This window comes from Emcibacter sp. SYSU 3D8, assembly GCF_039655875.1.
In the GTDB taxonomy this organism is placed as follows: domain Bacteria; phylum Pseudomonadota; class Alphaproteobacteria; order SMXS01; family SMXS01; genus RI-34.
In genome coordinates this window covers 1,132,798-1,153,051 of the sequence record NZ_JBBYXK010000001.1, presented here as the reverse complement: position 1 = coordinate 1,153,051, position 20,254 = coordinate 1,132,798, and the positions used below count along the sequence as shown (strand labels likewise).

The 20,254-nt window shown below is 65.6% G+C and carries 16 protein-coding genes; 7 read left to right on the top strand and 9 right to left on the bottom strand.

Annotated elements, in window-relative coordinates:
* Positions 1-19: 19 nt before the first annotated feature.
* From WJU21_RS05460 to WJU21_RS05450, 3 genes are read left to right on the top strand one after another with little or no spacing between them, the layout of a single operon-like run.
* Positions 20-2,392: a xanthine dehydrogenase family protein molybdopterin-binding subunit gene (locus WJU21_RS05460; RefSeq protein ID WP_346322356.1), complete on the top strand. Its 2,373-nt coding sequence runs from the start codon at positions 20-22 to the stop codon at positions 2,390-2,392.
* A 2-nt stretch (positions 2,393-2,394) separates the two neighbouring features.
* Positions 2,395-3,189, top strand: coding sequence for a xanthine dehydrogenase family protein subunit M (locus WJU21_RS05455; RefSeq protein WP_346322355.1), 795 nt, complete (start codon positions 2,395-2,397; stop codon positions 3,187-3,189).
* 39 nt (positions 3,190-3,228) lie between these two features.
* Complete coding sequence (locus WJU21_RS05450) at positions 3,229-5,562, top strand: xanthine dehydrogenase family protein molybdopterin-binding subunit (RefSeq protein WP_346322354.1); 2,334 nt, start codon at positions 3,229-3,231, stop codon at positions 5,560-5,562.
* 3 nt (positions 5,563-5,565) lie between these two features.
* On the opposite strand, the gene WJU21_RS05445 is transcribed toward WJU21_RS05450, so the two are convergent.
* The 3 genes from WJU21_RS05445 to WJU21_RS05435 are packed head-to-tail and all read right to left on the bottom strand — an operon-like array spanning position 5,566 to position 10,515.
* Entirely contained in the window at positions 5,566-7,182 is a 1,617-nt protein-coding gene (locus WJU21_RS05445; protein WP_346322353.1) for a molybdopterin-binding/glycosyltransferase family 2 protein, read from the bottom strand.
* The gene (locus WJU21_RS05440; protein WP_346322352.1) at positions 7,179-8,141 is read right to left on the bottom strand and encodes an XdhC family protein; all 963 of its coding nucleotides are present in this window, start codon (positions 8,139-8,141) and stop codon (positions 7,179-7,181) included. Before WJU21_RS05440 ends, WJU21_RS05445 begins: the two co-directional genes overlap by 4 nt.
* A gap of 10 nt (positions 8,142-8,151) precedes the next feature.
* Complete coding sequence (locus tag WJU21_RS05435) at positions 8,152-10,515, bottom strand: xanthine dehydrogenase family protein molybdopterin-binding subunit (RefSeq protein WP_346322351.1); 2,364 nt, start codon at positions 10,513-10,515, stop codon at positions 8,152-8,154.
* Between the two features lie 216 nt (positions 10,516-10,731).
* On the opposite strand from WJU21_RS05435, the gene WJU21_RS05430 reads away from it, so the two are divergent.
* Complete coding sequence (locus tag WJU21_RS05430) at positions 10,732-11,367, top strand: toll/interleukin-1 receptor domain-containing protein (RefSeq protein ID WP_346322350.1); 636 nt, start codon at positions 10,732-10,734, stop codon at positions 11,365-11,367.
* Positions 11,368-11,369: 2 nt separating this feature from the next.
* Positions 11,370-11,834 (top strand): DUF4231 domain-containing protein, encoded by a 465-nt coding sequence (locus WJU21_RS05425; protein ID WP_346322349.1) that lies wholly within the window; start codon positions 11,370-11,372, stop codon positions 11,832-11,834.
* Here the strand turns inward: WJU21_RS05425 and WJU21_RS05420 are convergent.
* A complete protein-coding gene (locus WJU21_RS05420) occupies positions 11,831-12,541 on the bottom strand; it encodes a hypothetical protein (protein ID WP_346322348.1) in 711 nt (236 codons plus the stop codon). The two genes, WJU21_RS05425 and WJU21_RS05420, sit on opposite strands and share 4 nt — an antisense overlap.
* A 32-nt stretch (positions 12,542-12,573) precedes the next feature.
* On the bottom strand, positions 12,574-13,071 hold the full coding sequence (locus WJU21_RS05415) for a DUF3237 domain-containing protein (protein WP_346322347.1): 498 nt from the start codon (positions 13,069-13,071) through the stop codon (positions 12,574-12,576).
* A gap of 70 nt (positions 13,072-13,141) precedes the next feature.
* On the opposite strand from WJU21_RS05415, the gene WJU21_RS05410 reads away from it, so the two are divergent.
* A complete protein-coding gene (locus tag WJU21_RS05410; protein WP_346322346.1) occupies positions 13,142-13,657 on the top strand; it encodes a GNAT family N-acetyltransferase in 516 nt (171 codons plus the stop codon).
* A 4-nt stretch (positions 13,658-13,661) separates the two neighbouring features.
* Here the strand turns inward: WJU21_RS05410 and WJU21_RS05405 are convergent, their stop codons facing one another.
* The 3 genes from WJU21_RS05405 to WJU21_RS05395 form a co-directional block, all read right to left on the bottom strand.
* Entirely contained in the window at positions 13,662-14,423 is a 762-nt protein-coding gene (locus tag WJU21_RS05405) for an SDR family oxidoreductase (protein WP_346322345.1), read from the bottom strand.
* A gap of 61 nt (positions 14,424-14,484) precedes the next feature.
* Positions 14,485-16,446 (bottom strand): TonB-dependent receptor, encoded by a 1,962-nt coding sequence (locus WJU21_RS05400; protein ID WP_346322344.1) that lies wholly within the window; start codon positions 16,444-16,446, stop codon positions 14,485-14,487.
* 223 nt (positions 16,447-16,669) lie between these two features.
* Complete coding sequence (locus WJU21_RS05395) at positions 16,670-17,920, bottom strand: cytochrome P450 (RefSeq protein WP_346322343.1); 1,251 nt, start codon at positions 17,918-17,920, stop codon at positions 16,670-16,672.
* A 261-nt stretch (positions 17,921-18,181) separates the two neighbouring features.
* Here WJU21_RS05395 and WJU21_RS05390 point away from each other — a divergent pair, with 261 nt between their 5' ends.
* A complete protein-coding gene (locus WJU21_RS05390) occupies positions 18,182-18,826 on the top strand; it encodes a TetR/AcrR family transcriptional regulator (RefSeq protein ID WP_346322342.1) in 645 nt (214 codons plus the stop codon).
* Between the two features lie 59 nt (positions 18,827-18,885).
* Here the strand turns inward: WJU21_RS05390 and WJU21_RS05385 are convergent, their stop codons facing one another.
* Positions 18,886-20,235: an MFS transporter gene (locus WJU21_RS05385; protein ID WP_346322341.1), complete on the bottom strand. Its 1,350-nt coding sequence runs from the start codon at positions 20,233-20,235 to the stop codon at positions 18,886-18,888.
* Positions 20,236-20,254 lie beyond the last annotated feature (19 nt).

Genomic DNA, 20,254 nt, shown 5'->3' with positions numbered 1-20,254 from the left:
CTGAAGCGGGGAGTCGGCGATGACGGCAGAGACCGGAATCGGCGCGCGGGTCAGGCGCAAGGAGGACGTTCGGTTCATCACCGGACGCGGGCGCTATACCGACGATATCAACCGTCCAGGACAACTCCACGCAGTCTTCGCGCGCTCGTCCCATGCCCACGCCCGCATCGGATCGCTGGACATATCGGCGGCCGAGGCCTCGCCCGGCGTCGTGGCCGTGCTGACCGGGGCCGACCTGGCCGCCGACGGCATCGGCTCTCTGCCGTGCGGCTGGATGATCCATTCCCGCGATGGATCGCCCATGAAGCAGCCACCTCATCCGGCCCTGGCGCAGGGGATTGTGCGTTATGTGGGCGAGCCCTATGCGGTGGTGATCGGCGAGACGCGCAGCGCAGCGCAGGCGGGCGCGGACCTGCTCGATCCCGATTTCCAGGATCTGCCGGCCAATGTGGACACGGCTTCGGCGCAATCCGCCGCGCCGATCCACGACGGCATCGCCAACAACCTCTGCTACGACTGGGTTCTGGGCGACGAGTCAGCCACCGATGCGGCGTTCGCCTCGGCCGCGCATGTCGTCGAGCTGGACATCATCAACAACCGGTTGATCCCCAACGCCATCGAGACCCGGGCGGCGCTGGGCGATTATGATCCCGGCACCGACGTGCTCACCCTCTTCACCACCAGCCAGAATCCGCACCTGGCGCGCCTTGTGCTGTCGGCCTTTGTGGGCCTGGCGCCCGAGCACAAGTTGCGGGTGGTGTCGCCCGACGTGGGCGGGGGCTTCGGCTCGAAGATCTTCATCTATGCCGAGGAAACCGTCTGCGGCTGGGCCTCGAAGCGGCTGCGCCGGCCGGTGAAATGGACCGCCGACCGATCGGAAGCCTTCCTCAACGACGCGCACGGACGCGACCATGTGTCGAAGGCGCGGCTGGCGCTGGACGCGACCGGGCGGTTCCTGGGCCTGAAGGTGTCGACCATCGCCAATCTGGGCGCCTACATGTCGACATTCTCATCGTCGATCCCGACCTATCTCTACGGCACGCTGCTCGCCGGCCAGTACACCACGCCCGCGATCTTCGTCGAGGTGAAGTCGGTATTCACCAACACCACGCCGGTCGATGCCTATCGCGGCGCAGGCAGGCCCGAGGCCACTTTCCTGCTGGAGCGGATCGTCGAGACAGCGGCACGTCAGCTGGGCATGGATCCGGCCGAGCTGCGCCGCCTCAACATGATCCCGAAAGACGCTTTCCCCTACCAGACGCCGGTTGCGCTGGTCTACGACACCGGCGATTACCAGGCCTGCCTGGACAAGGCGCTGGCGCTGGCGGACTATGCCGGCTTCCCGGCGCGCCGGGCCGAGGCGAAGGCGCGCGGCAGGCTGCGCGGCATCGGCCTGTCCTGCTATATCGAGGCCTGCGGCCTGGCGCCGTCGCGCCTTGCCGGGCAATTGGGCGCGGGTGTCGGGCTCTACGAATCGGCCGAGATCCGGGTCAATCCCACCGGTAATGTTACCATCTTCACCGGCACCCACAGCCACGGCCAGGGCCATGAAACCACCTTCGCGCAGGTGGTGTCGAGCCGGCTGGGCATCGGGCTCGACCAGATCGAGGTGGTGCACGGCGACACGGCGCAGGGCCAGTTCGGCATGGGCACCTATGGGTCGCGCTCGCTGGCCGTGGGCGGCTCGGCGCTGATGAAGGCCAGCGACAAGATCGTGACCAAGGGCCGCAAGATCGCCGCCTACATGCTGGAGTCCGAACCCGAGGATATCGACTTCGACGACGGCGTCTTCCGGGTGCGTGGTACGAACAAGACCAAGACCTTCGGCGAGATCGCGTTCGCCGCCTACGTGCCGCACCATTATCCGCTGGAGGAACTGGAGCCCGGCCTGCAGGAAACTGCGTTCTACGATCCGGAGAATTTCACCTATCCGGCTGGCGCCTATGTCTGTGAGGTCGAGGTCGACCCCGAGACCGGCGCCACGCGGATCGTCAAGTTCACCGCCGTCGACGATTTCGGCCAGGTCATCAATCCCATGATCGTCGAGGGTCAGGTTCATGGCGGTATCGCCCAGGGCATCGGCCAGGCCATGCTGGAAGCCTGCCGCTATGATTCCGAAAGCGGCCAGCTGCTGTCAGGCTCGATGATGGATTACGCCATGCCGCGCGCCGACGACCTGGTGAATTTCGACCTCGACGTGGTGCGCACCGACTGCACCCACAATCCGCTGGGTGCGAAGGGCTGCGGCGAGGCGGGCGCCATCGGTTCGCCGCCCGCCGTGATCAACGCCATCACCGACGCCATCGGCGTGCGGACACTCGACATGCCCGCCACACCGCTTAAAGTATGGACCGCATTGCAGGCCGGGACCGCGGCCACCAAAAGGAGCTGAGGATGTACAATTTCAACTATCACCGTGCCGGAAGCATCGACGCGGCCGCCGCCAAGCTGGCGGAGAGCGGCGACGCCAAGCTGCTGGCCGGCGGCATGACCCTGCTGCCCACCATGAAGCAGCGTCTGGCCCAGCCCAGCGACCTGATCGACCTGAACGAGATCGCGGACCTGAAGGGCATCTCGGTGTCGGGCGGCACGGTCACCATCGGCGCCATGACACGGCATGCCGACGTGGCGGCCTCGGCCGAGGTGAAGCAGGCGATTCCGGCGCTGGCCAAACTGGCGAACCTGATCGGCGACCCGGCCGTGCGCAACCGCGGCACCATCGGCGGCTCCATCGCCAACAACGATCCCTCGGCCGATTATCCGGCGGCGCTCGTGGGCCTTGGCGCCACTGTGGTGACCAACAAGCGCGAGATCGCCGGCGAGGACTTCTTCACCGGCATGTTCGAGACTGCGTTGGACGAGGGCGAAATCGTCACTGCCGTGCGCTTCCCGGTGCCGCAGAAGGCCGCCTATTTCAAGTTCCCGAACCCGGCGTCGCGCTATGCGGTGGTCGGCGTCATGGTGGCGAAGACGGCGGACGGCGTCCGCGTGGCCGTGACCGGCGCCGGACCCTGCGTGTTTCGCCAGTCCGCCATGGAAAGCGCGCTGTCGTCCAACTTCAGCGCCGATGCGCTGTCAGGAATCAGCCAGGACGCCGACGGCCTCAATGAGGACATCCATGCCTCGGCCGAGTACCGCGCCAATCTGGTCGTGGTCGGTGCGAAGCGGGCGGTAGCCGAGATCGCGTAGGCCGTCCGCCGCCTTCCGGACGTTGAAGGGCGAGGCAGCATGCAGAAGTTCGGGATCGGCCAGCCGGTGCGCCGGGTTGAAGATGTGCGCTTCGTCACCGGCGGCGGCGGCTATACCGATGACCTGACCCTGCCGGGACAGGCATACGGCTACGTTCTCAGGTCGCCCTGGGCCCATGCGGCAATCTCGTCGATCAACGTCGCTGACGCCCGCGCCGCAGATGGGGTGCTCGGTGTCTGGACGGCTGCGGACCTGTCGGCGGCCGGTATCGGCGAGCTTCCCTGCGCCATCAGCGGCGTGCTGCGGAACCGGGACGGGTCGACGCTCGACGTCGGGGGCCGCGTGATCCTGGCCCGCGACCGCGCCATGCATGCCGGCGACGGCCTCGCCTTCATCGTGGCAGAAACACTGGCGCAGGCAATGGATGCCGCGGAACTGATCGCCGTCGATGCCGAAGAACTGCCGGCCGCCGCAAACCTGGCCGAGGCAGTGAAAGAAACAGCGCCGCGCCTGCGCGATGCAGCGCCCGGAAATGTCTGCTTTGACTGGGAAGGCGGTGATGCCGCTGCGGTCGACGCCGCGTTTGCCGGGGCGGCGCATATCACGGCCATGGATCTTGTCCACAACCGCCTCGCACCCAGCCCGATCGAGCCGCGCGCCGCGCTGGGCCATTGGGAGTCCGGACGCCATGTGCTGCGCACATCCACCCAGGGCGCCAACCTGTTTCAGCGCGTGCTCGCGCCCGTCCTCGGCGTGGCGGAGGACGCCCTTCGGATCATCACCGCCGATGTGGGCGGCAGCTTTGGCATGAAAGAGTTCATCTATCCGGAACATGTCCTCGTGCTGTTTGCCGCCAGGAAGCTGGGCCGGCCGGTCAAGTGGACCGGCGAACGCTCGGACGCGTTCCAAAGCGATCTGCACGGCCGGGATATGATCAGCCATGCCGAGATCGCCTTCGACACAGGCGGCCGGGCAATCGCCATGCGCGTCCACAACCGGGCCAATATGGGCGCCTATGTGTCGCTGTTCGGGCCCGGTATCCAGACGCTGGGCGGCGCGCGGCTTACCGGCGGCGTCTATGCCATCCCGTCGATCAGCGTCAGGGTGACCGGCTATTATTCAAACTCGGTGCCGGTCGACGCCTACCGGGGGGCGGGCCGGCCGGAGGCCGCCTATGTGATCGAGCGCCTGATGGACAAGGCAGCGCGCGAGCTTGGGCTGACGCCCGACGAGATTCGCCGGCGCAACTTCATCGGGCCCGATCAATTGCCCTACAGCCATCCGCTGGGTTTCGTATTCGACAGCGGTGCGTTCGAGGCGAACATGGACGAGGGGATGCGTCTGGCTGGTTGGGCAAGCTTCCCCGGCCGCCGCGAGGCGGCATTGGCGCGCGGCAGGCTGCGGGGCATCGGCATGGCCTGCTATATCGAGAGTTCGGTAGGTTTCGGCTATGAAGCGGCCGAGATCCGCTTCCCTGAGGACGGCACGGTTGAAATCATTGCCGGCACCATGTCGGCAGGGCAGGGCCATGAAACCGTCTGGGCGCAGATCGTCACCGAACAACTGGGCGTGCCGTTCGAGGCGATACGGCTGATCCAGGGTGATACGGACCGGGTGAAGGTTGGCGGCGGCACCGCCGGCTCACGCTCGACCTATATGGTGGCCGGCGCATTCCGGCTGTCGTCGGATCAGGTCATCGGCAAGGGCAAGGCGCTTGTCGCCGCTCTGCTCGGGGAAGCGCCCGAGGCCATCGAGTTCGGCGAGGGCCTGTTCCGGTCGGGCAGCTCGAACCGGTCCATGTCGATCATGGAAGTGGCGTCCGCCGCGCGCCGCGCCGATGGCCTGGACGCAGATCTGCGGAGAGTGCTGGCCGATGGACTGGATTCTGGCGCCACCTTCAATCACGACGTTTCGACCTTTCCCAACGGCTGCCACGTCTGCGAAGTCGAGGTCGATCCGGATACCGGGAAGGTCGAAACAGCCCGATACCTGGTGGTCGATGATTTCGGCAGAATCCTGAATCCCATGGTGGTCGACGGACAGGTTCATGGCGGCATCGCTCAGGGACTGGGACAGGCGCTGATGGAACATTGCCTGCACGATCCCGATACCGGCCAGCTGATCACCGGCTCGTTCATGGACTACGCCATGCCGCGCGCCGACGATTTTTGTGACATCGAAACCGTCTATAACGAGGTGCCCTGCACCACCAGCCCCTATGGGGTGAAGGGCTGCGGCGAAGCCGGGACGACCGGCGCCTGCCCGGCGATCATGAACGCCGTCCTCGATGCCTTGTCCGTGCGGGGCGTGACCGGTCTCGATATGCCCGCTACGCCGCTCAGGGTATGGGACGCGTTGCGCCGCGCCGGGTAGGGGTCAGTCCGTCTTCCCGAACGCCTCGGGTGTGTCGAAGTCCCGCAGGATTCCCTCATCGTCCATGGGCACCTCGCACAGCTTGTCGGCGTAGGTGTGCAGCAGTTCGCGGGCGCCCTTGTCGCCGGTGATCGCCAGCATTTCCGGGAAATACCGGCGCGACCACAGCACCGGATTGCCCCATTTGCCGTCATGGGTCGGCACGCAGATGGTGCGGCCCTCGTCCTCGTCATAGGCGGCGATCAGCCGGTCGATATGGTGGGCGGTTACGAAGGGCATGTCGCCGAGCGCTACCACGGCGCCATCGGCGTCCGCGGTGACCGCCGCAATGCCCGCTTTCAGGCTGCCGGCCATGCCCGCCGCGAAGTCCGGATTATGGATGAAGCTGACGGCGAGGCCGGAAAGCGCCGCCCGAATTTCGGCTTCATCGCGCCCCGTCACCACGGTTATCGGGCTTGCCCCGCTGGCCAGCACGGCGTCGACGGTCCGGCGGATCATCGGCGCGCCGCCGATCTCACGCAGCAGCTTGTTCCGGCCACCCATGCGGCTCGACATGCCGGCCGCCAGCACAATAGCGGCGATTCGCGGTGCGCGGCCGGCCCTGGTGGGCTCGCCGGTCGCCTGGGCGCGGGGCAGGGGCCGCACGCCGATCTCCTTCAGCAGGCCGCCGGCGCCCATGCGCATGATGTCGCGCGGCGTCACCGTCAGGCCGGCGGCAAGGCGCTGCAATACGAAGTCGAAGCCGTTGACCTTCGGCGAGCGCGCGCAGCCGGGCATGCCGACCACCGGTACAGCGCCCACATGGCCGAGCAGCAGCAAATTGCCGGGGTCGACCGGCATGCCGAAATGATCGACCGCGCCGCCCGCAGCCACGATACCGGCGGGAACCACGTCGCGCCGGTCGGTGGTGGCGCTGGCGCCGGCGACCAGGACGATGTCGCAGCCCGCCTCCAGCTGCCGCCCGATGTGGTCGGCGACGTCGCCCGCATGGTGCGAGCACTGGGCCGACAGGACAAGGCTGGCGCCGACATTTTGCAGCCGCTCGGCGGTCACCTTCACCAGCTTGTCCGACGGCTTGTTCTTGCCGCCCGGAATGATGGTCTCGACCAGTCCCGCCTTCATGCCCGAATAAGGCGCCACGCGCAGCAGGCCGCCATCGGCCAGCATCCCCGTGCTGCGCGCGAGCACCGCGCCCTCGACGGCGAACGGGATGATCTTCACCGTCGCCAGCATCTGGCCCTTGCGCACGGGCTCGTAGGGCGGCAGGGCGGCGATGGTGACGGCTTCGTCCAGCAGGTTGAGCGCGTCGAGCCGCTCGCGGTCGTAAACCAGCACGCCATCGGTCTCGGCGAACAGATTGCACCGGCCGGTGAACGCGGCGCTCTGGCGAATGTGCTCGCCGGTGGCGATCGCCGCGACCTGCGCCGCGGCCTCGTCCTCGCCCACGTCGCCGGGCTCGAGCCTGAACCCCGACACGGAGACGATGCCCGCGGCGTCCAGCGCCGCAATGTCGGCGGCGGTGATCCGGTGGCCCTTGGGCAGCTTGCGACCGCCCGCGAACTGGCCATGGGCGAGGATCGCGCCCTCGGCCTGACCGACAGGCATGTCGGCGTAGATCATTTCATGGCGCCGCGCAGGACGGCGATGATCTGGGCCAGGATCGAGACGGCGATCTCGGCCGGCGACTGGGCGCGGATATCGAGACCGATGGGGCCGTGAATCCGGCCGATCTGGTCGTCGGTGAAACCGGCTTCCTTCAGCCGCGCGACCCGTTTCGCCTGAGTGCGCGTCGAGCCCAGCGCGCCCACATAGAACGCGTCGGACGCCAGCGCCACGTCGAGCGCCGGGTCATCCAGCTTGGGATCGTGGGTCAGGGTGACGATGGCGGTGCGCGGGTCGATTTCCAGGTCGCGCATGGCCTTGTCGGGCCATGCGGTCGACAGCGTCACACCGGGGAATCGCTGCGGGCTGGCAAACGCCTCGCGCGGGTCGATGACCGTGACGTCGAAGCCGGCCCGCGTCGCCATGGGCACCAGCTCCTGGGCGATATGCACGGCGCCGACGATGGCGATGCGGCGCGGCGTGTTGAACACCCGGACGAAATCGTGCTCGCCAATCGGCTGGCTCCTGTCGTCGCGCAGGGCGTTGCGGACGGGCTCGGGCGCCGAGGACGCGTCGAACAGCTGGTGCCTGCCGGTTTCCAGGTCGGTGGTGAGGGCGACGGAAGCCTTGCGCTCGGCGGCGGCAAGAACCGTGTCGATCTCGCCGGGCGCGGGCTCGACGAACACCCGGATGGTGCCGCCGCAGGCCAGGCCCACTTCCCAGGCCTGGTCATCCGAGACGGAGAATTCCAGGTTGCGGATCTTGCCGTCGTTGATCGACTTGCGCGCTTCGCCGATCACCGCGCCCTCGATGCAGCCGCCCGAGACCGAGCCGACGAAGTTGCCCCGATCGTCGGCGGCCAATTGGCTGCCGACCGGAAAAGGCGCCGATCCCCATGTGCTCGACACCGTGGCGATGGCGACGCCCCGCCCTTCCTTGCGCCAGTCCCGCGCGGTCTTGAGGACCTCGATGGACATGGCTTGTTGCCTACTCCGCTGCCTGCCGTGCGCCGGCGTGGACCGCATTCCACACCCGCAGCGGCGTGGCGGGCATGTCCATGGCGTTGACGCCGTAGGGCAGCAGCGCGTCGACGATGGCGTTCATCAGCGACGGACAGGCGCCGATGGTGCCGGCCTCGCCGCAGCCCTTGATGCCATAGGGATTGGTCTTGCACAGAATCTCGTTATACGAGAAGTCGATGTCGCACATGTCGTCGGCGCGGGGCATGCCGTAATCCATGAACGAGCCGGTGATAAGCTGGCCGCTTTCGCTGTCATAGAGCACGTCCTCGGTCAGCGCCTGGCCAATGCCCTGCACCACGCCGCCATGCACCTGGCCGGCCACCAGCATCGGGTTCACCAGCCGTCCGAAATCGTCCACCACCGTATAGCCGACGATGTCGACCTTGCCGGTGTCCGGATCCACCTCGACTTCGCAGATATGGCAGCCGTTGGGGAAGGTCGAGTTGTTGTACTTGTACTTGGCGGCGCTGTTCAGGCCGTCGACGAACATCTCTTTCGTCTCGGCCGGCAGGTCCAGCTCGTTGGCCTGGCGGGCCTTGGCCGCCACTTCCAGGATGCCGACCGACTTGTTGGTGCCGGGGACGCGGAACAGACCCTCGCTGAACTCGATGTTCGGCGCGTCCTCGTCGAGCATCAGCGACGCGATGATCTTGCCTTTCTTGATCACCACGTTGGAAGTTTCCTGGAAGGCGCCCGCTGCCATGTAGAGGGAATGCGAGCCGCCGGTGCCCTGGCCGGATTTCACCCGGTCGGTGTCGCCCTGCACCAGCTTGATGTTCTCGAACGGCACGCCCAGCTGCTCGGCCACGACCTGCGCCCAGGCGGTCTCGTGACCCTGGCCGTTCGACATGGTGCCGGTGACGATCTCGACCGTCTCGTCCTCGAGGAACAGGATCTCGGCCGCTTCGGTGGGCATGCCCAGCGTGGTCTCGATGTAATAGGCCATGCCGATGCCGCGGGCCTTGCCCTTGGCGCGCGAGGCGGCCTTGCGCTGGTCGAGCGTCGACCATTTGGCGTTGCGCTTGGCGTCTTCCATGTTGCGCTCGAACTCGCCGCTGTCGAACACGAAGCCGAAGGGATGCTGGTAGGGCATCTGCTCGGGCGTGACAAAATTCAGGCGGCGGAACTCGTCGGGCGCCAGCCCCAGTTCGCGCGCCGCCTGGTCCATGGCCCGCTCGATGATGTAGGCGGCCTCCGGACGCCCGGCGCCGCGATAGGCGTCGACCGGCACGGAATTCGACATGTAGCCCTTCACGTTCACATAGACGTTCGGGATGTTGTAGACGCCGCCCAGGATGCGGGCATGGGCGATGGTGGGAATGAACGGACCGTTCATGGACATGTAGCCGCCCATATTGGCCTGGTTGACGACACGGAATGCGGTGACGCGGTTGTTTTCGTCGATGGCCAGTTCGGCATGGGTGAACATGTCGCGGCCGCCGGTGTCGCTGGTGAAGGCCTCGATGCGCTCGCCGTTCCATTTCACCGGCCGGCCCAGCGCCTTGGCGGCGAACAGCACCAGCACGTGCTCGGGATAGATGAAGGTCTTCATGCCGAAGCCGCCGCCCACATCGGGTGTGAAAACGCGCAGCTTCGAGGGGTCGATACCGAATACGGCGCCGGCGATGCCGGCCTGCATGCCGTTGGCGCCCTGGGTGCAGGTGCTCAGCGTGTAGTGTTCTTCACCGGGGGTATATTCGCCAATGGCGGCCCGCGGCTCCATGGCGTTGGTGGCGATGCGGTTGTGCACCAGGTCGATCTTGCTGATGTGCTTGGCGCCAGCGAAGGCGGCCTGCGAGGCGGCGTCGTCGCCCATCTCCCAGTCGAACGCCAGGTTGCCCGGCGCGGCGTCCCAGATCACCGGCGCTCCCGGCGCCACGGCGTCCTTCAGGTTGGCGGCCGACGGCAGGTCTTCGACGTCGATCTCGATTAACTCGGCCGCGTCCTTGGCCTGGTTGACGGTCTCGGCGACGATGAAGGCGATACCGTCGCCCACATAGAGCAGCCGGTCCTTGGCCAGCGCGGGACGGCCCGGCGCGAAGATGTTGCTGCCGTCCTTGTTCTTGATGAAACCGCCGGCAAAGCACGGAATATCGTTCACGCCCGCTGCCGCCAGGTCGGCCGAGGTGAATACTCCGATGACGCCCGGCGCGGCTTTCGCTGCCGTGGTGTCGATGGACTTGATTACCGCATGGGCATAGGGCGAACGGAGCACGTAGCCGTGGGCCTGCCCCGGAATGTTGATGTCGTCGGTGTAGGCGCCGCTGCCTGTGACGAAACGGACGTCCTCGGTGCGGCGGACTGGCTGGCCGATGCCGAATTTCTGCATGTCGAATCGCTCCCCTGGAGATTTCAAGTGGCCTGAGCCATTGGGCCCGTAGTCTGCCCCGCGAGGGGGCAGATTGCCAAGCATTCCTTTGGCCGGCGGAATGCCGTTTCGGGCGCGGGAATCAGCGTGCGTGCGGAATGCTTTACGAGTTCAATCATTGTTGCCAATGCGTTACTATCGGCCTGCTTGGGGCACTCAGCGCGGGGGGCGCGGTTCATGGCGGGTGCGGCAGACATATTCATCAGCTACGCCAGCGAGGATCGCGGCGAGGCCGAGAAGCTGGCCAGGCGGCTGGAGAGTTTCGGCTGGACCACCTGGTGGGACCGGCGCATCCCGCCCGGACAGGATTATGCCAAGGTCATCGAGAACGCGTTGGTCGGCGCACGCTGCGTCATCGTGCTGTGGTCGAAGGATTCGGCGGCCTCGCGCTGGGTGGTGAACGAAGCGGGCGCTGCCGCCGACCGGGGTGTCCTGGTACCGGCGCTGATCGCGCAGACCGACATTCCCTTCGAGTTCAGGCGCATCCAGGCCGCTGATCTGATTGGCTGGGATCCGTCGGTCCAGAGCGAATCGTTCAACCAGCTGGTCGATGCCGTGGCCGGTATTCTCAAGACGCCGCGGCCAGCGCCCCAGCCGATGCCGACGCCCACGCCGCGGCCGCCACCGCCGCCGCCCGCGGCCAAAAGCAACAAGCGACTCTGGCTGCTGATGGGCGCAGGATTCAGCCTGCTGTGCGCCTTTGCCGGCTGCGCCGACGTGATGTCCACCGGCGACGAGGATACCCTGATGGGCGCGCTGTTCCTGCTGGGCCTGTCGGTCTGCCTGTTTGTCATGGGATTGAGGGCGAAGTGAACATGGACAGCGGATATGAGCGGCTCGAGGACCAGATCGGGTGGTACGACCGCAAGAGCCTGTGGCATCAGCGGCAGTACAAGTATCTGAAGGTCATCAGCATGGTGGCGGCTGCCCTGGTGCCGCTGACGGCGGCGGTGACCAACTGGCCCTTCATTCCCGGCGCTCTGGGCGTGGTGGTGGTCATCGTCGAGGGCCTGCAGCAGATGAACCAGCATCACCGCTACTGGGTCCAGTACCGCCAGACCTGCGAACAGCTGCGGCGCGAGAAGTTCCTCTATATGGGACGCACCGGCAGCTACAACCTGCCCGACGCCAAGGCCTACCGGCTGCTGGTGGAGAATGTGGAGGCGCTGGTTTCGGACGACAATGCGTCGTGGATGCAGGGCCGGCGCGAATCCGAGCAACGGAGCCGCGACCAGGAACCGGAGCGCGGCATTCCCGCGCCGGCGCCGCAGGGTCCCTAAACGGGCCTGGGCGGCACCGTCCGCAGGCGGTAGACGATGGCGTGGATCGACGCCATCACCGTTATTGCCAGCACCGAGAACAGACCTGCCGCCACATTGGCGGTCATCGGCGCACCGATCACCGCCAGCACCCCGGACACCAGTGTCTGCACCAGCAGCAGCAGGAAGCTCGCGGCGGCAAGCAGGGCGCCGAAGCGGAAGTTTTCTTCCATGCTGGCCGGCGCGTGCTTCTGTCCCTTGGGAATGTCCATGCAGGCCTCCACCAGCCGGCGCGACAGCAGCGCGAACAGGAACGAGATCACCAGCGTGGCCAGCACCTGCCGGAATGCGCCAAGCGGCAGCAGCGCGATGAAGCCGCCCAGGCCGGCCAGGGCGAACAGCAGCGCGACGCGCACCATGCGGATCGGCCAACGGATCGGCTCGCCCAGGATCGCCGCACGCGGACCCACCAGCGTCAGCCGGACCCAGAACACGAAGATGGCGCTGCTCAGCACGATGACGGCGGCGACGCTGAGCATGAACTTGTCGCGCAGCGCGCCGTCGATCTGCTGCATCTGATCGGGCGGAATTTTCGAGATTTCCAGCATGGCGGGGCCAAGGCCGAATATCAGCGGCGGCGCATAGGCCGCGGTGATCGCAAACAGGATCAGCACGTGACGCCAATGCAGCCGGTAAACTTCGCTGAGGATTGCGAGGACGGGGAGCATTTTGTTCGGCGACTGGATCATCGGCCTCGATTTCAGGTTACGGCATACAGGCGGTAGGCAAGGCCGGTCTTCGTATAGCGTCCGGCGCCAACCGTCACCAGATTGTTTAGCCAGCCGAGTTCCACGGAAGCGGTTTCGAACACCGGCGCGACCCGCCAGTAGTACTTCCCGGGATCGACCGCGTGATTGCGCGCCGGATCGAACAGGTCGCGCTTCAGATGCGGCGGCGTCACCAGCCGGCCGAAGTAATACACGTAGATAAGGTCGCCGTTGTCGGCCTGCCAGACTGAACGTACGTCGAGCGCCACGGTGGTGGTATCGTTGCGCGCGGTCATCGGGTAGTCGCTGCCCGAATGAACCTTTCCTTTCAGGCGCGGTCCCTCGAAGGATCCGCCGCCGATATGGAAGACGGATCGGGTGGCGAACGGGCCCTTGGTCGTCAATCCCACCGTGTTCGGCGCCAGGTCGATGGCGACGTCACACAGGTGTTCAAGTCCAGCCGAGAGACCCTCGAACAGCGCGCTATCCACTTGCATCCTCCCCAGATCGGACTTCTTGTTGCGAGCAGGATAGGCCGGTCAGGTGCAGAAGGGGAGCCCGGTGAGGTCGATACATATCCGCAAGGCCGACCAGGACGACATTCCGGTGCTGCAGGCCATCCAGCGCGATGCGGGCGAACTGTTCCGCACGGTCGGCATGGACGATGTGGCCGATAGTCCGCCCAAGGACGCGGCCGAGCTGGCCGGCGCCATCGATGCCGATCTGATATGGGTGGTTTGCGCCGGAGACGGCATGCCCACCGGCTTCGCACAGGTGCTCGACCATGAAGGTGTCGCCCATCTCGAGGAGATCTCGCTGGGCACCGCCCATGGCCGCCGTGGCCTTGGGACGGCGTTATTGCGTGCGGTGATCGGCGACCTCGCAGCGCAGGGCTACCGGCGCATGACCCTGTCCACCTTCGCGCACCTGCCGTGGAACCGGCCGTTCTACGAAAAGCTCGGTTTCGCCGTGATAGCCGAGGCCGAGTGGACGCCAGCCCTGCGCCAGGTGCGCCGTAACGAGGCGGCCATGGGCCTCGACATCGCCTCGAGGGTGATCATGGCCGCCGCGCTTTAGGGCGTCAGAGCGATGTGCCGCCATCCAGCATCAGCTCGGTGCCGTTGGCGTAGCGCGATTCGTCGGAACACAGGAACAGCACCCCGGCGGCGATGTCCTCGGCGGCGCCCAGCACGCCGAACGGGCTGACCTGACCCGGCTGAAACTGGGTGTGGGCGCCCTGGCCCATGGCGCCGTCGAGCACCGTGTTGGTCATGGGTGTCAGGATCGGGCCGGGGAAGATGCCGTTCACGCGGACGCCGTTGCCCTCTTCCTTGCAATATTTGGCCTGCGAACGCATCAGCGAGCGCACCGCTGCCTTCGACCCGCAATAGCCCACGAGGCCGGGCGAGGCGGAATAGGAGGCGATGGAGCAGAACTGGATGAGCTGGCCGCCGCCATTGCCGGCGAGCAGCGGGATGCTGTACTTGCCGGCGAGGAAACTGCCATCCACGTTGATGCGGAATACCCGGTTCCAGTCCTCCAGCGGCATGTCGACCGGATTGCCGGTGACGACCACGCCGGCGCAATTGACCACGATGTCGAGCCGGCCGAAGTGACTGCGGGCCGCTTCCAGGTTGGCGGCCCAGTCGGCTTCCTTGGTCACGTCGTGCTTCAGGAAGATGGCCTTGTCGCCGAATGGCGCGGCGGCCTCCTTGCCTGCTGCCTCGTTGATGTCGGCCAGCGCGACCCGTGCGCCTTCACGTACCAGCCACGCGGCGGATTCCTTGCCGATGCCCGAAGAGCCGCCGGTGATGTAGATTACCTTCCCGTCGCAACGCCCCATCATGTCCTCCCCAAATTTGGAACAGAGTTTAAATTAGCGCGGGAAACGGCCAAGGGGAAGCCTAGAAACTGACGCCGACTCCGCCGAACAATGTGCGCGGCAGGCCGGGCTTCAATTCCTGACCGTTGAAGGCGCTGAACCGGCTGTTGGTCGCGTAGCGCGCATTGGTCACGTTATGAAGGCGCACGAACAGCTCGACGTTCCTGACCACGAACATATTGGCGGCAAGGTGCAGCAGGTCGTGGCCTTCATAGACTTGGGTGTTGTTGTCATCCATGAAGTACTTCCCGGCGTGCTCCCAGGAGATCTCGAAGCGGCCGCCATTGAGGAAGGACGGGCGCCAGACGACGCGGGCATTGCCCACGTCCCGCGGCGACCGGTTGATCTTGTTGCCCGACAGGTCGGCGCTGGCTACCGGGAACCACTCGATGAAGTGGTTGTCGGTGCGCGCATAGGACACCGACGCGCTGAGCGTATCGGTGATCTCGGCGGTCATGCCGATTTCCACGCCCTTGTGGCGCGTGTCGCCGGCGTTCTGGATGTCGCGCACACCGGTGGTGTTGTTGGTGAACACCAGGATGTCGTCCTTGATTTTCATGGTGTAGAGCGACAGATCGAAGCTGAAACGCTCCCATCCGCCGCGAACGCCCACTTCGATGCTCTCGGCCTTCACCGGCTTCAACTCGGTCGAGCGCGAGGACGTGCCCGGCCGGAACAGCTGTGTCGTGGTCGGTACGCGGAAGGCCTGGCGATAGGAAACGAAGGCGTTCAGCCTGTCGGTGACGTCATAGGTGAGGCCGGCCTTGGGCGTGAAATTGTTGTAGTGGAAGCTCTGGCTCGGCGGCCGGTTGTGCGAGTCCCGGGGATCGATGATTGTCGGCAGGTTGTTGGTGTAGTCGTAGTGAGTGTAGTCGTAGCGCACGCCTGCCGTGGCGCGCAGCCGGTCGGTGATCTGCCATTCGCCGTGGATGTAGGGCGACAGGGTCAGCGCCTTGACCTTGAAATCGTAGATGGTGTCCAGGTCGGTGTAGCTGACATAGAACCGGCCATTGCGTACCGGCAGGATCTGGGTGTCGGTCCGGCTGCCCGAGGTGTAGTCCACGTCACTGCCGACGATGAGCCGCAGCCTGTCGGAAAAGTCGTGGCGGAGCTTGAGCTGGGCACCGACCGAGGTGGCGCTTTCATCGAAATAGGCCGGATCGAACGCCAGCTGGAAGAACGGCATCAGCTTGGTCCGGCCCCAGCGCATATAGGGATTGAGACTCAGCAGGCTGTCACCCAGGTCATAGTCGATCCGGCTCGAGAACCGCACGCCTTCCACCAGCCGGAAGTCGATGGGCGAGAGGTTGATCCTGGGCGTGTTCTTGAATTCCGCACGGCTCAGATTCGAGCCCGGAGAATCCTGGTTCACCCGCGTCAGGATCAGCGTGTTGCGCACCGTCAGCTTGCCGCCGTTGTCGATGTTCCAGGTGAAGGTGCCCATCTGGTTGTCGGAGTCGGTGTGGTCGCGCCAGCCGCTGTCCTGCACCAGGTTGATATCGGCGCGCAGGCCGTGGGCGCCGGTGGTGCCGCCCAGCGAGATCAGCGCCTGCTTGTAGCCGCGCGTGCTGCCCTGGAGCTTGATGCTGCCCGAGAAGTCCTCGGGCGGCGGCAGGGTGAAGACACTGATGATGCCGGCGACGGCGTCCGAGCCGTAGAGCGCCGTGCCCGGGCCCTTGGTGATTTCAAGCCGCGAGATCTGCGACATGTTCATGTCGAACAATGCGTTGGTCTCGAAGAAGCCCGGCGCCTGCTTGGGGATGCCGTTCTCCAGGTAGAGATAGAGCGGGTTGAAATTGATCGGCTGGCGGATCGACGTGACATGGTGGTTGCCGCTCAGCCAAGCCTGGTAGACGCCGGGAATGCGTCCCATGATGTCGGCGGGATGCACCACATGGGCCTCGGCCAGCGCCGCGGCGTCGATCACGCCGGTGCTCTCGGGCACCTTGGTGCGATCCGTCGCCTCGCGGGTGGCGGTGACCACCACCTGTTCGCCGGAGCGGCGGACGAGAGGAACCGATTCGGGAGATGCAGCCAGGGCACCGTGACACAGCGTCGCCGCCGCGAAGGCCGTTACGCTCGATCCATAAATCCGCCTAATGTTTCGCTCCCCATCCGGTTCGGCGCAGAGTTAAGGGGAGGTGCGGATGGGTGTCAAGGCGCGCACCCGTTGCCTGTCAGCCACGGAAACCGGCCGCTAGACCGGTTCATCCCTTTGCGTCGAACTGTATGTGCAGCTCCTTCAGGCCCCGCAGGGTGAATCCGGGCAGGTGGCTGTAATCGTTCTTGCCCGGTGCCGGCCGGATGTTGTCCAGCCGGTCCAGCAGGATCTCGAAGGTGCAGAGTTGCTCCAGCCGCGACAGGGCCGCGCCGGGACAATGATGCTCGGCCTGGCCGAACGCCAGGTGCGCGGCGGCGTTCTTGCGGTCGAGATGGGGGCATGCGGCGTCCGGAAACTGTTCCTCGTCCCGGTTGCCGGCGGCGAAGCGCAGGTTCAGCACCGAGCCCTTGGGAATTTTCACGCCCCTGATCTCTGTGTCCTCGGTGGCGCAGCGCATCAGGCCCATGGTCGGGCTTTCCATGCGCAACACTTCCTCGACGAAGTTGCGCACTTTCGACCGGTCGGCCTTCAGCTGCGCATAGATGTCGGGGAAACGGAACAGCAGCCAGATGCCCGAGGTGAGCGCGAAGGTGGTGGTTTCGTTGCCGCCGATCAGCAGGTTGTCGGTGATGCCGATGATCTCGTTGTCGGTGAGCGGGCGCTTGTCGTTCCCTTCGCCGACGGTGCCGTTGACCAGTGCGGTCAGGACGTCGTCGCGCGGGTTGCGGCGGCGATCCTGGGCCTGTTGGTGGATGTAATGCTGGAACTCCACACCCATCTCGGCGACGTATTTCTCCTGTTCGAGGTTCAGGCCGCGTGCAAAGGGCCGCACCCAGACCTCGGACCAGTGCTTCAACCGCGGCAGGTCCTCCATGGGAAAGCCCAGCATCTTGGTGATGACGTTCATCGGCAGCGGCATGGCGAAGTCGCGCACGAACTCGCATTCGCCCTTGCCGATCCAGCCGTCGATCAGCCCGTTGATGAACTGGCGGATGAAGGGTTCCATCACCTTCACGCCGCTGGGGCTGAAATAATGGTCGAAATTGCGCCGGTACTGCTTGTGGACCGGCGGATCGGTGACCATGGGCTGGAAACGGGGCCAGCCCTGGTTTTCGTAGATCTCCACCGCCTCGGGAAATTTGATCAGCGGGTCCGAACTCAGGCGTGTCGCATAGGTCGAGAACAGGTTGGGCTCGCGCGAGATCGCCTGGATGTCGGCAAATTTGGTCACCACGAAGAAGCCGCCTTCCTCGCACCAATAGACCGGTTCCTCCCGATGGAGGATCTCGTAGGCCGAATACCAGTCCTCCTGCACGGCCGGATCGAACAGGCTCAGATTCTTCAATGCGGTGCTCATTGGATCGCTCTCCCCTTGTGGCGGCCATGACGCGAGTCGCTCGCAAGCCGCATCGCCCGGGCCGCGGCGGCCTTGTCTTCCTCTCGGTCGCGGATACCGTATCCTGTATCAGCCGCCGCGTTGCGCCGGTCATTGCAATTGTGGCAGATTGCCGGTTGCCCGGCACGCTCGTTGCACGATAAATTAGACCTCAATCTAGTTAATATAAAGTCGAGGCTGACTTTCCAAGGCCGGCGGCGTCAGGGAGTGGATTCAAGGTATATGGCGACTTCAGTTGCTCTTGCCGGCACGCGCCGCAGACGGGTGCGCAGCCTGGCCACAAGACAGGAAATCATCGAGGCGACGATCTCGTGCTTCGTCGATATCGGCTATTTTCGAACGACCACCACCGAGATCGCCAAGAAGGCCGGCGTGACCCGCGGCGCCGTACAGCACTATTTTCCCACCACGCAGCATGTGCTCGAGGCGTCCATCGATTATCTGCGCGAGCAGTGGCTGGAACGGTTTTTCGAAGGCGCCACCCGGACGCCGGTCGGCAAGGACTATATCGACCAGGCCGTGGACAATACGTGGGAGAACGTCAACAGCCGCATCTCGATCGCCTGGCGGGAACTGATCGCTGCCTCGCGCACCGATGCCGAGTTGCGCGCGATCATCGAGCCGGCCGCCGCCGAATATGAAAAGGCCCGTCTGGAGGCCGGCCGCCGCGCCTATCCGGATTACGCCCTGGCCCTGCGCGATGTCTTCGAGCGCTGGCGCGACACGTTGGAGTTCCTGGCCGAAGGCATGAACAACTCGGCCATCGTTCACGACCGCGAACGGCGGATCAAGGTGCAGCTCGACGCACTGAAGAAAGAGTTGCACGCGGTCTGGGAACAGCACGGCGACAAGGTCCGCATCCGCTAGACCGGCGGCGGGGAATCTCCAGGGGGCGGCGCTGGCGACGGCGCCGCCCCTTGCATGTCCTAGAGCAGCTTGTCCTGCCAGGCCTCGGCATCCTTCAGCGCCTTGCGGAAGTAGCGCAGGCCGAAGCCGATGCATATTGCCGCGATCGAATAGTTGATCGCGGCCAGCACGGAAATAGACACGCCCAGCGTGTCCTCGCGCCCGTAGATCAGCAGGTCCAGCGCCGGTGGCAGCTGGGGTGCGACCAGGTATGAGAGGAAGTTCACCGCGATCATGTAGAACGCGATCATCTGGCCGCGCAGTTCGTTCGGCGCGATCTGCTGCAGCGCCGACGAAATCAGGCCGGGTGGCATGGCCATCAGGAACGTCACCGGGATCAGCAGGGCGATCGCCGCGTAGGCACTGGGCAGCAAGGTCAGCACGACCGCGCTGGGGCCGAGCAGGCAGGTGCCGATGAACACCAGCCGCAGCGTGCCGTCCTTGCGGCCCTTGCTGATCCAGTAACCGGCGAATCCGCCTGCGAACACGCTGCCGCTGATGCCTGCGACGATCGAGATGATGCCGTAGGGAACGCCGACCTGGGTGCGCGTCAGGCCATGCTCGCGAACGAAATATTCGTAGATCCACAGCATCAGCGACCAACCCTGGGTCGACAGCGCGAGATAGCCGGTGAAGATCAGGACGAAAAAGGCGCGCCGGCTCTTCACGAAGCTCCAGACCACGCTGAACGGCACGCCTTTGCCGTCGGCCTCGGTCTTGCCGTGGCGGCGCGGCTCGCGGATGGTGAAAAACAGCAGTGCAACGACGAGACCGGGAAGGCCGACGAGCCAGAACACCGCCTGCCAGGAATAGATCTCTCCCAGCACGGGCACGCTCATCTGCGGCCGGGCTTCCAGATAATCGATCAGCGGGCCGCCGACCAGGCCGGCAAGGCCCTGGCCGAGGAACGGCGCGGCGCCCACGACGCCGATGGCCAGCGGCAGGCGTGCTGCCTTGAAATAATCGGCCATCGTCGAATACGCCGCCGGCGCCAGCGCGGCCTCGCCGACACCGACGCCCATGCGCGCGGCGAACAGCGTCACATAGGAATGGGCGGTGCCGCAGACCACGGTCATCAGGCTCCACGCGGCGATGCCGCCCGCCATCAGGTTTCGCCGGTTATAGCGGTCGGCCATCCAGCCCGCCGGGTAGGAAAGCAGGTTGTAGAGCACGGCGAATGCCGCGCCCATCAGCAGACCCATCTGGGAATCGCTGATGTCCAGGTCGCGCTTGATCGGACCGATCATGACGTTGAGAATCTGTCGGTCGATGATCGAGAAGGTGGACGCGAGGGTGAGGATGAACACCACCCAGACCAGATAGCCATTGCCGTGTTTGGGCGTGCTTGCGCCCGGTGCCTCACTGCTCACTGACGCTGGCTCCCCTGGT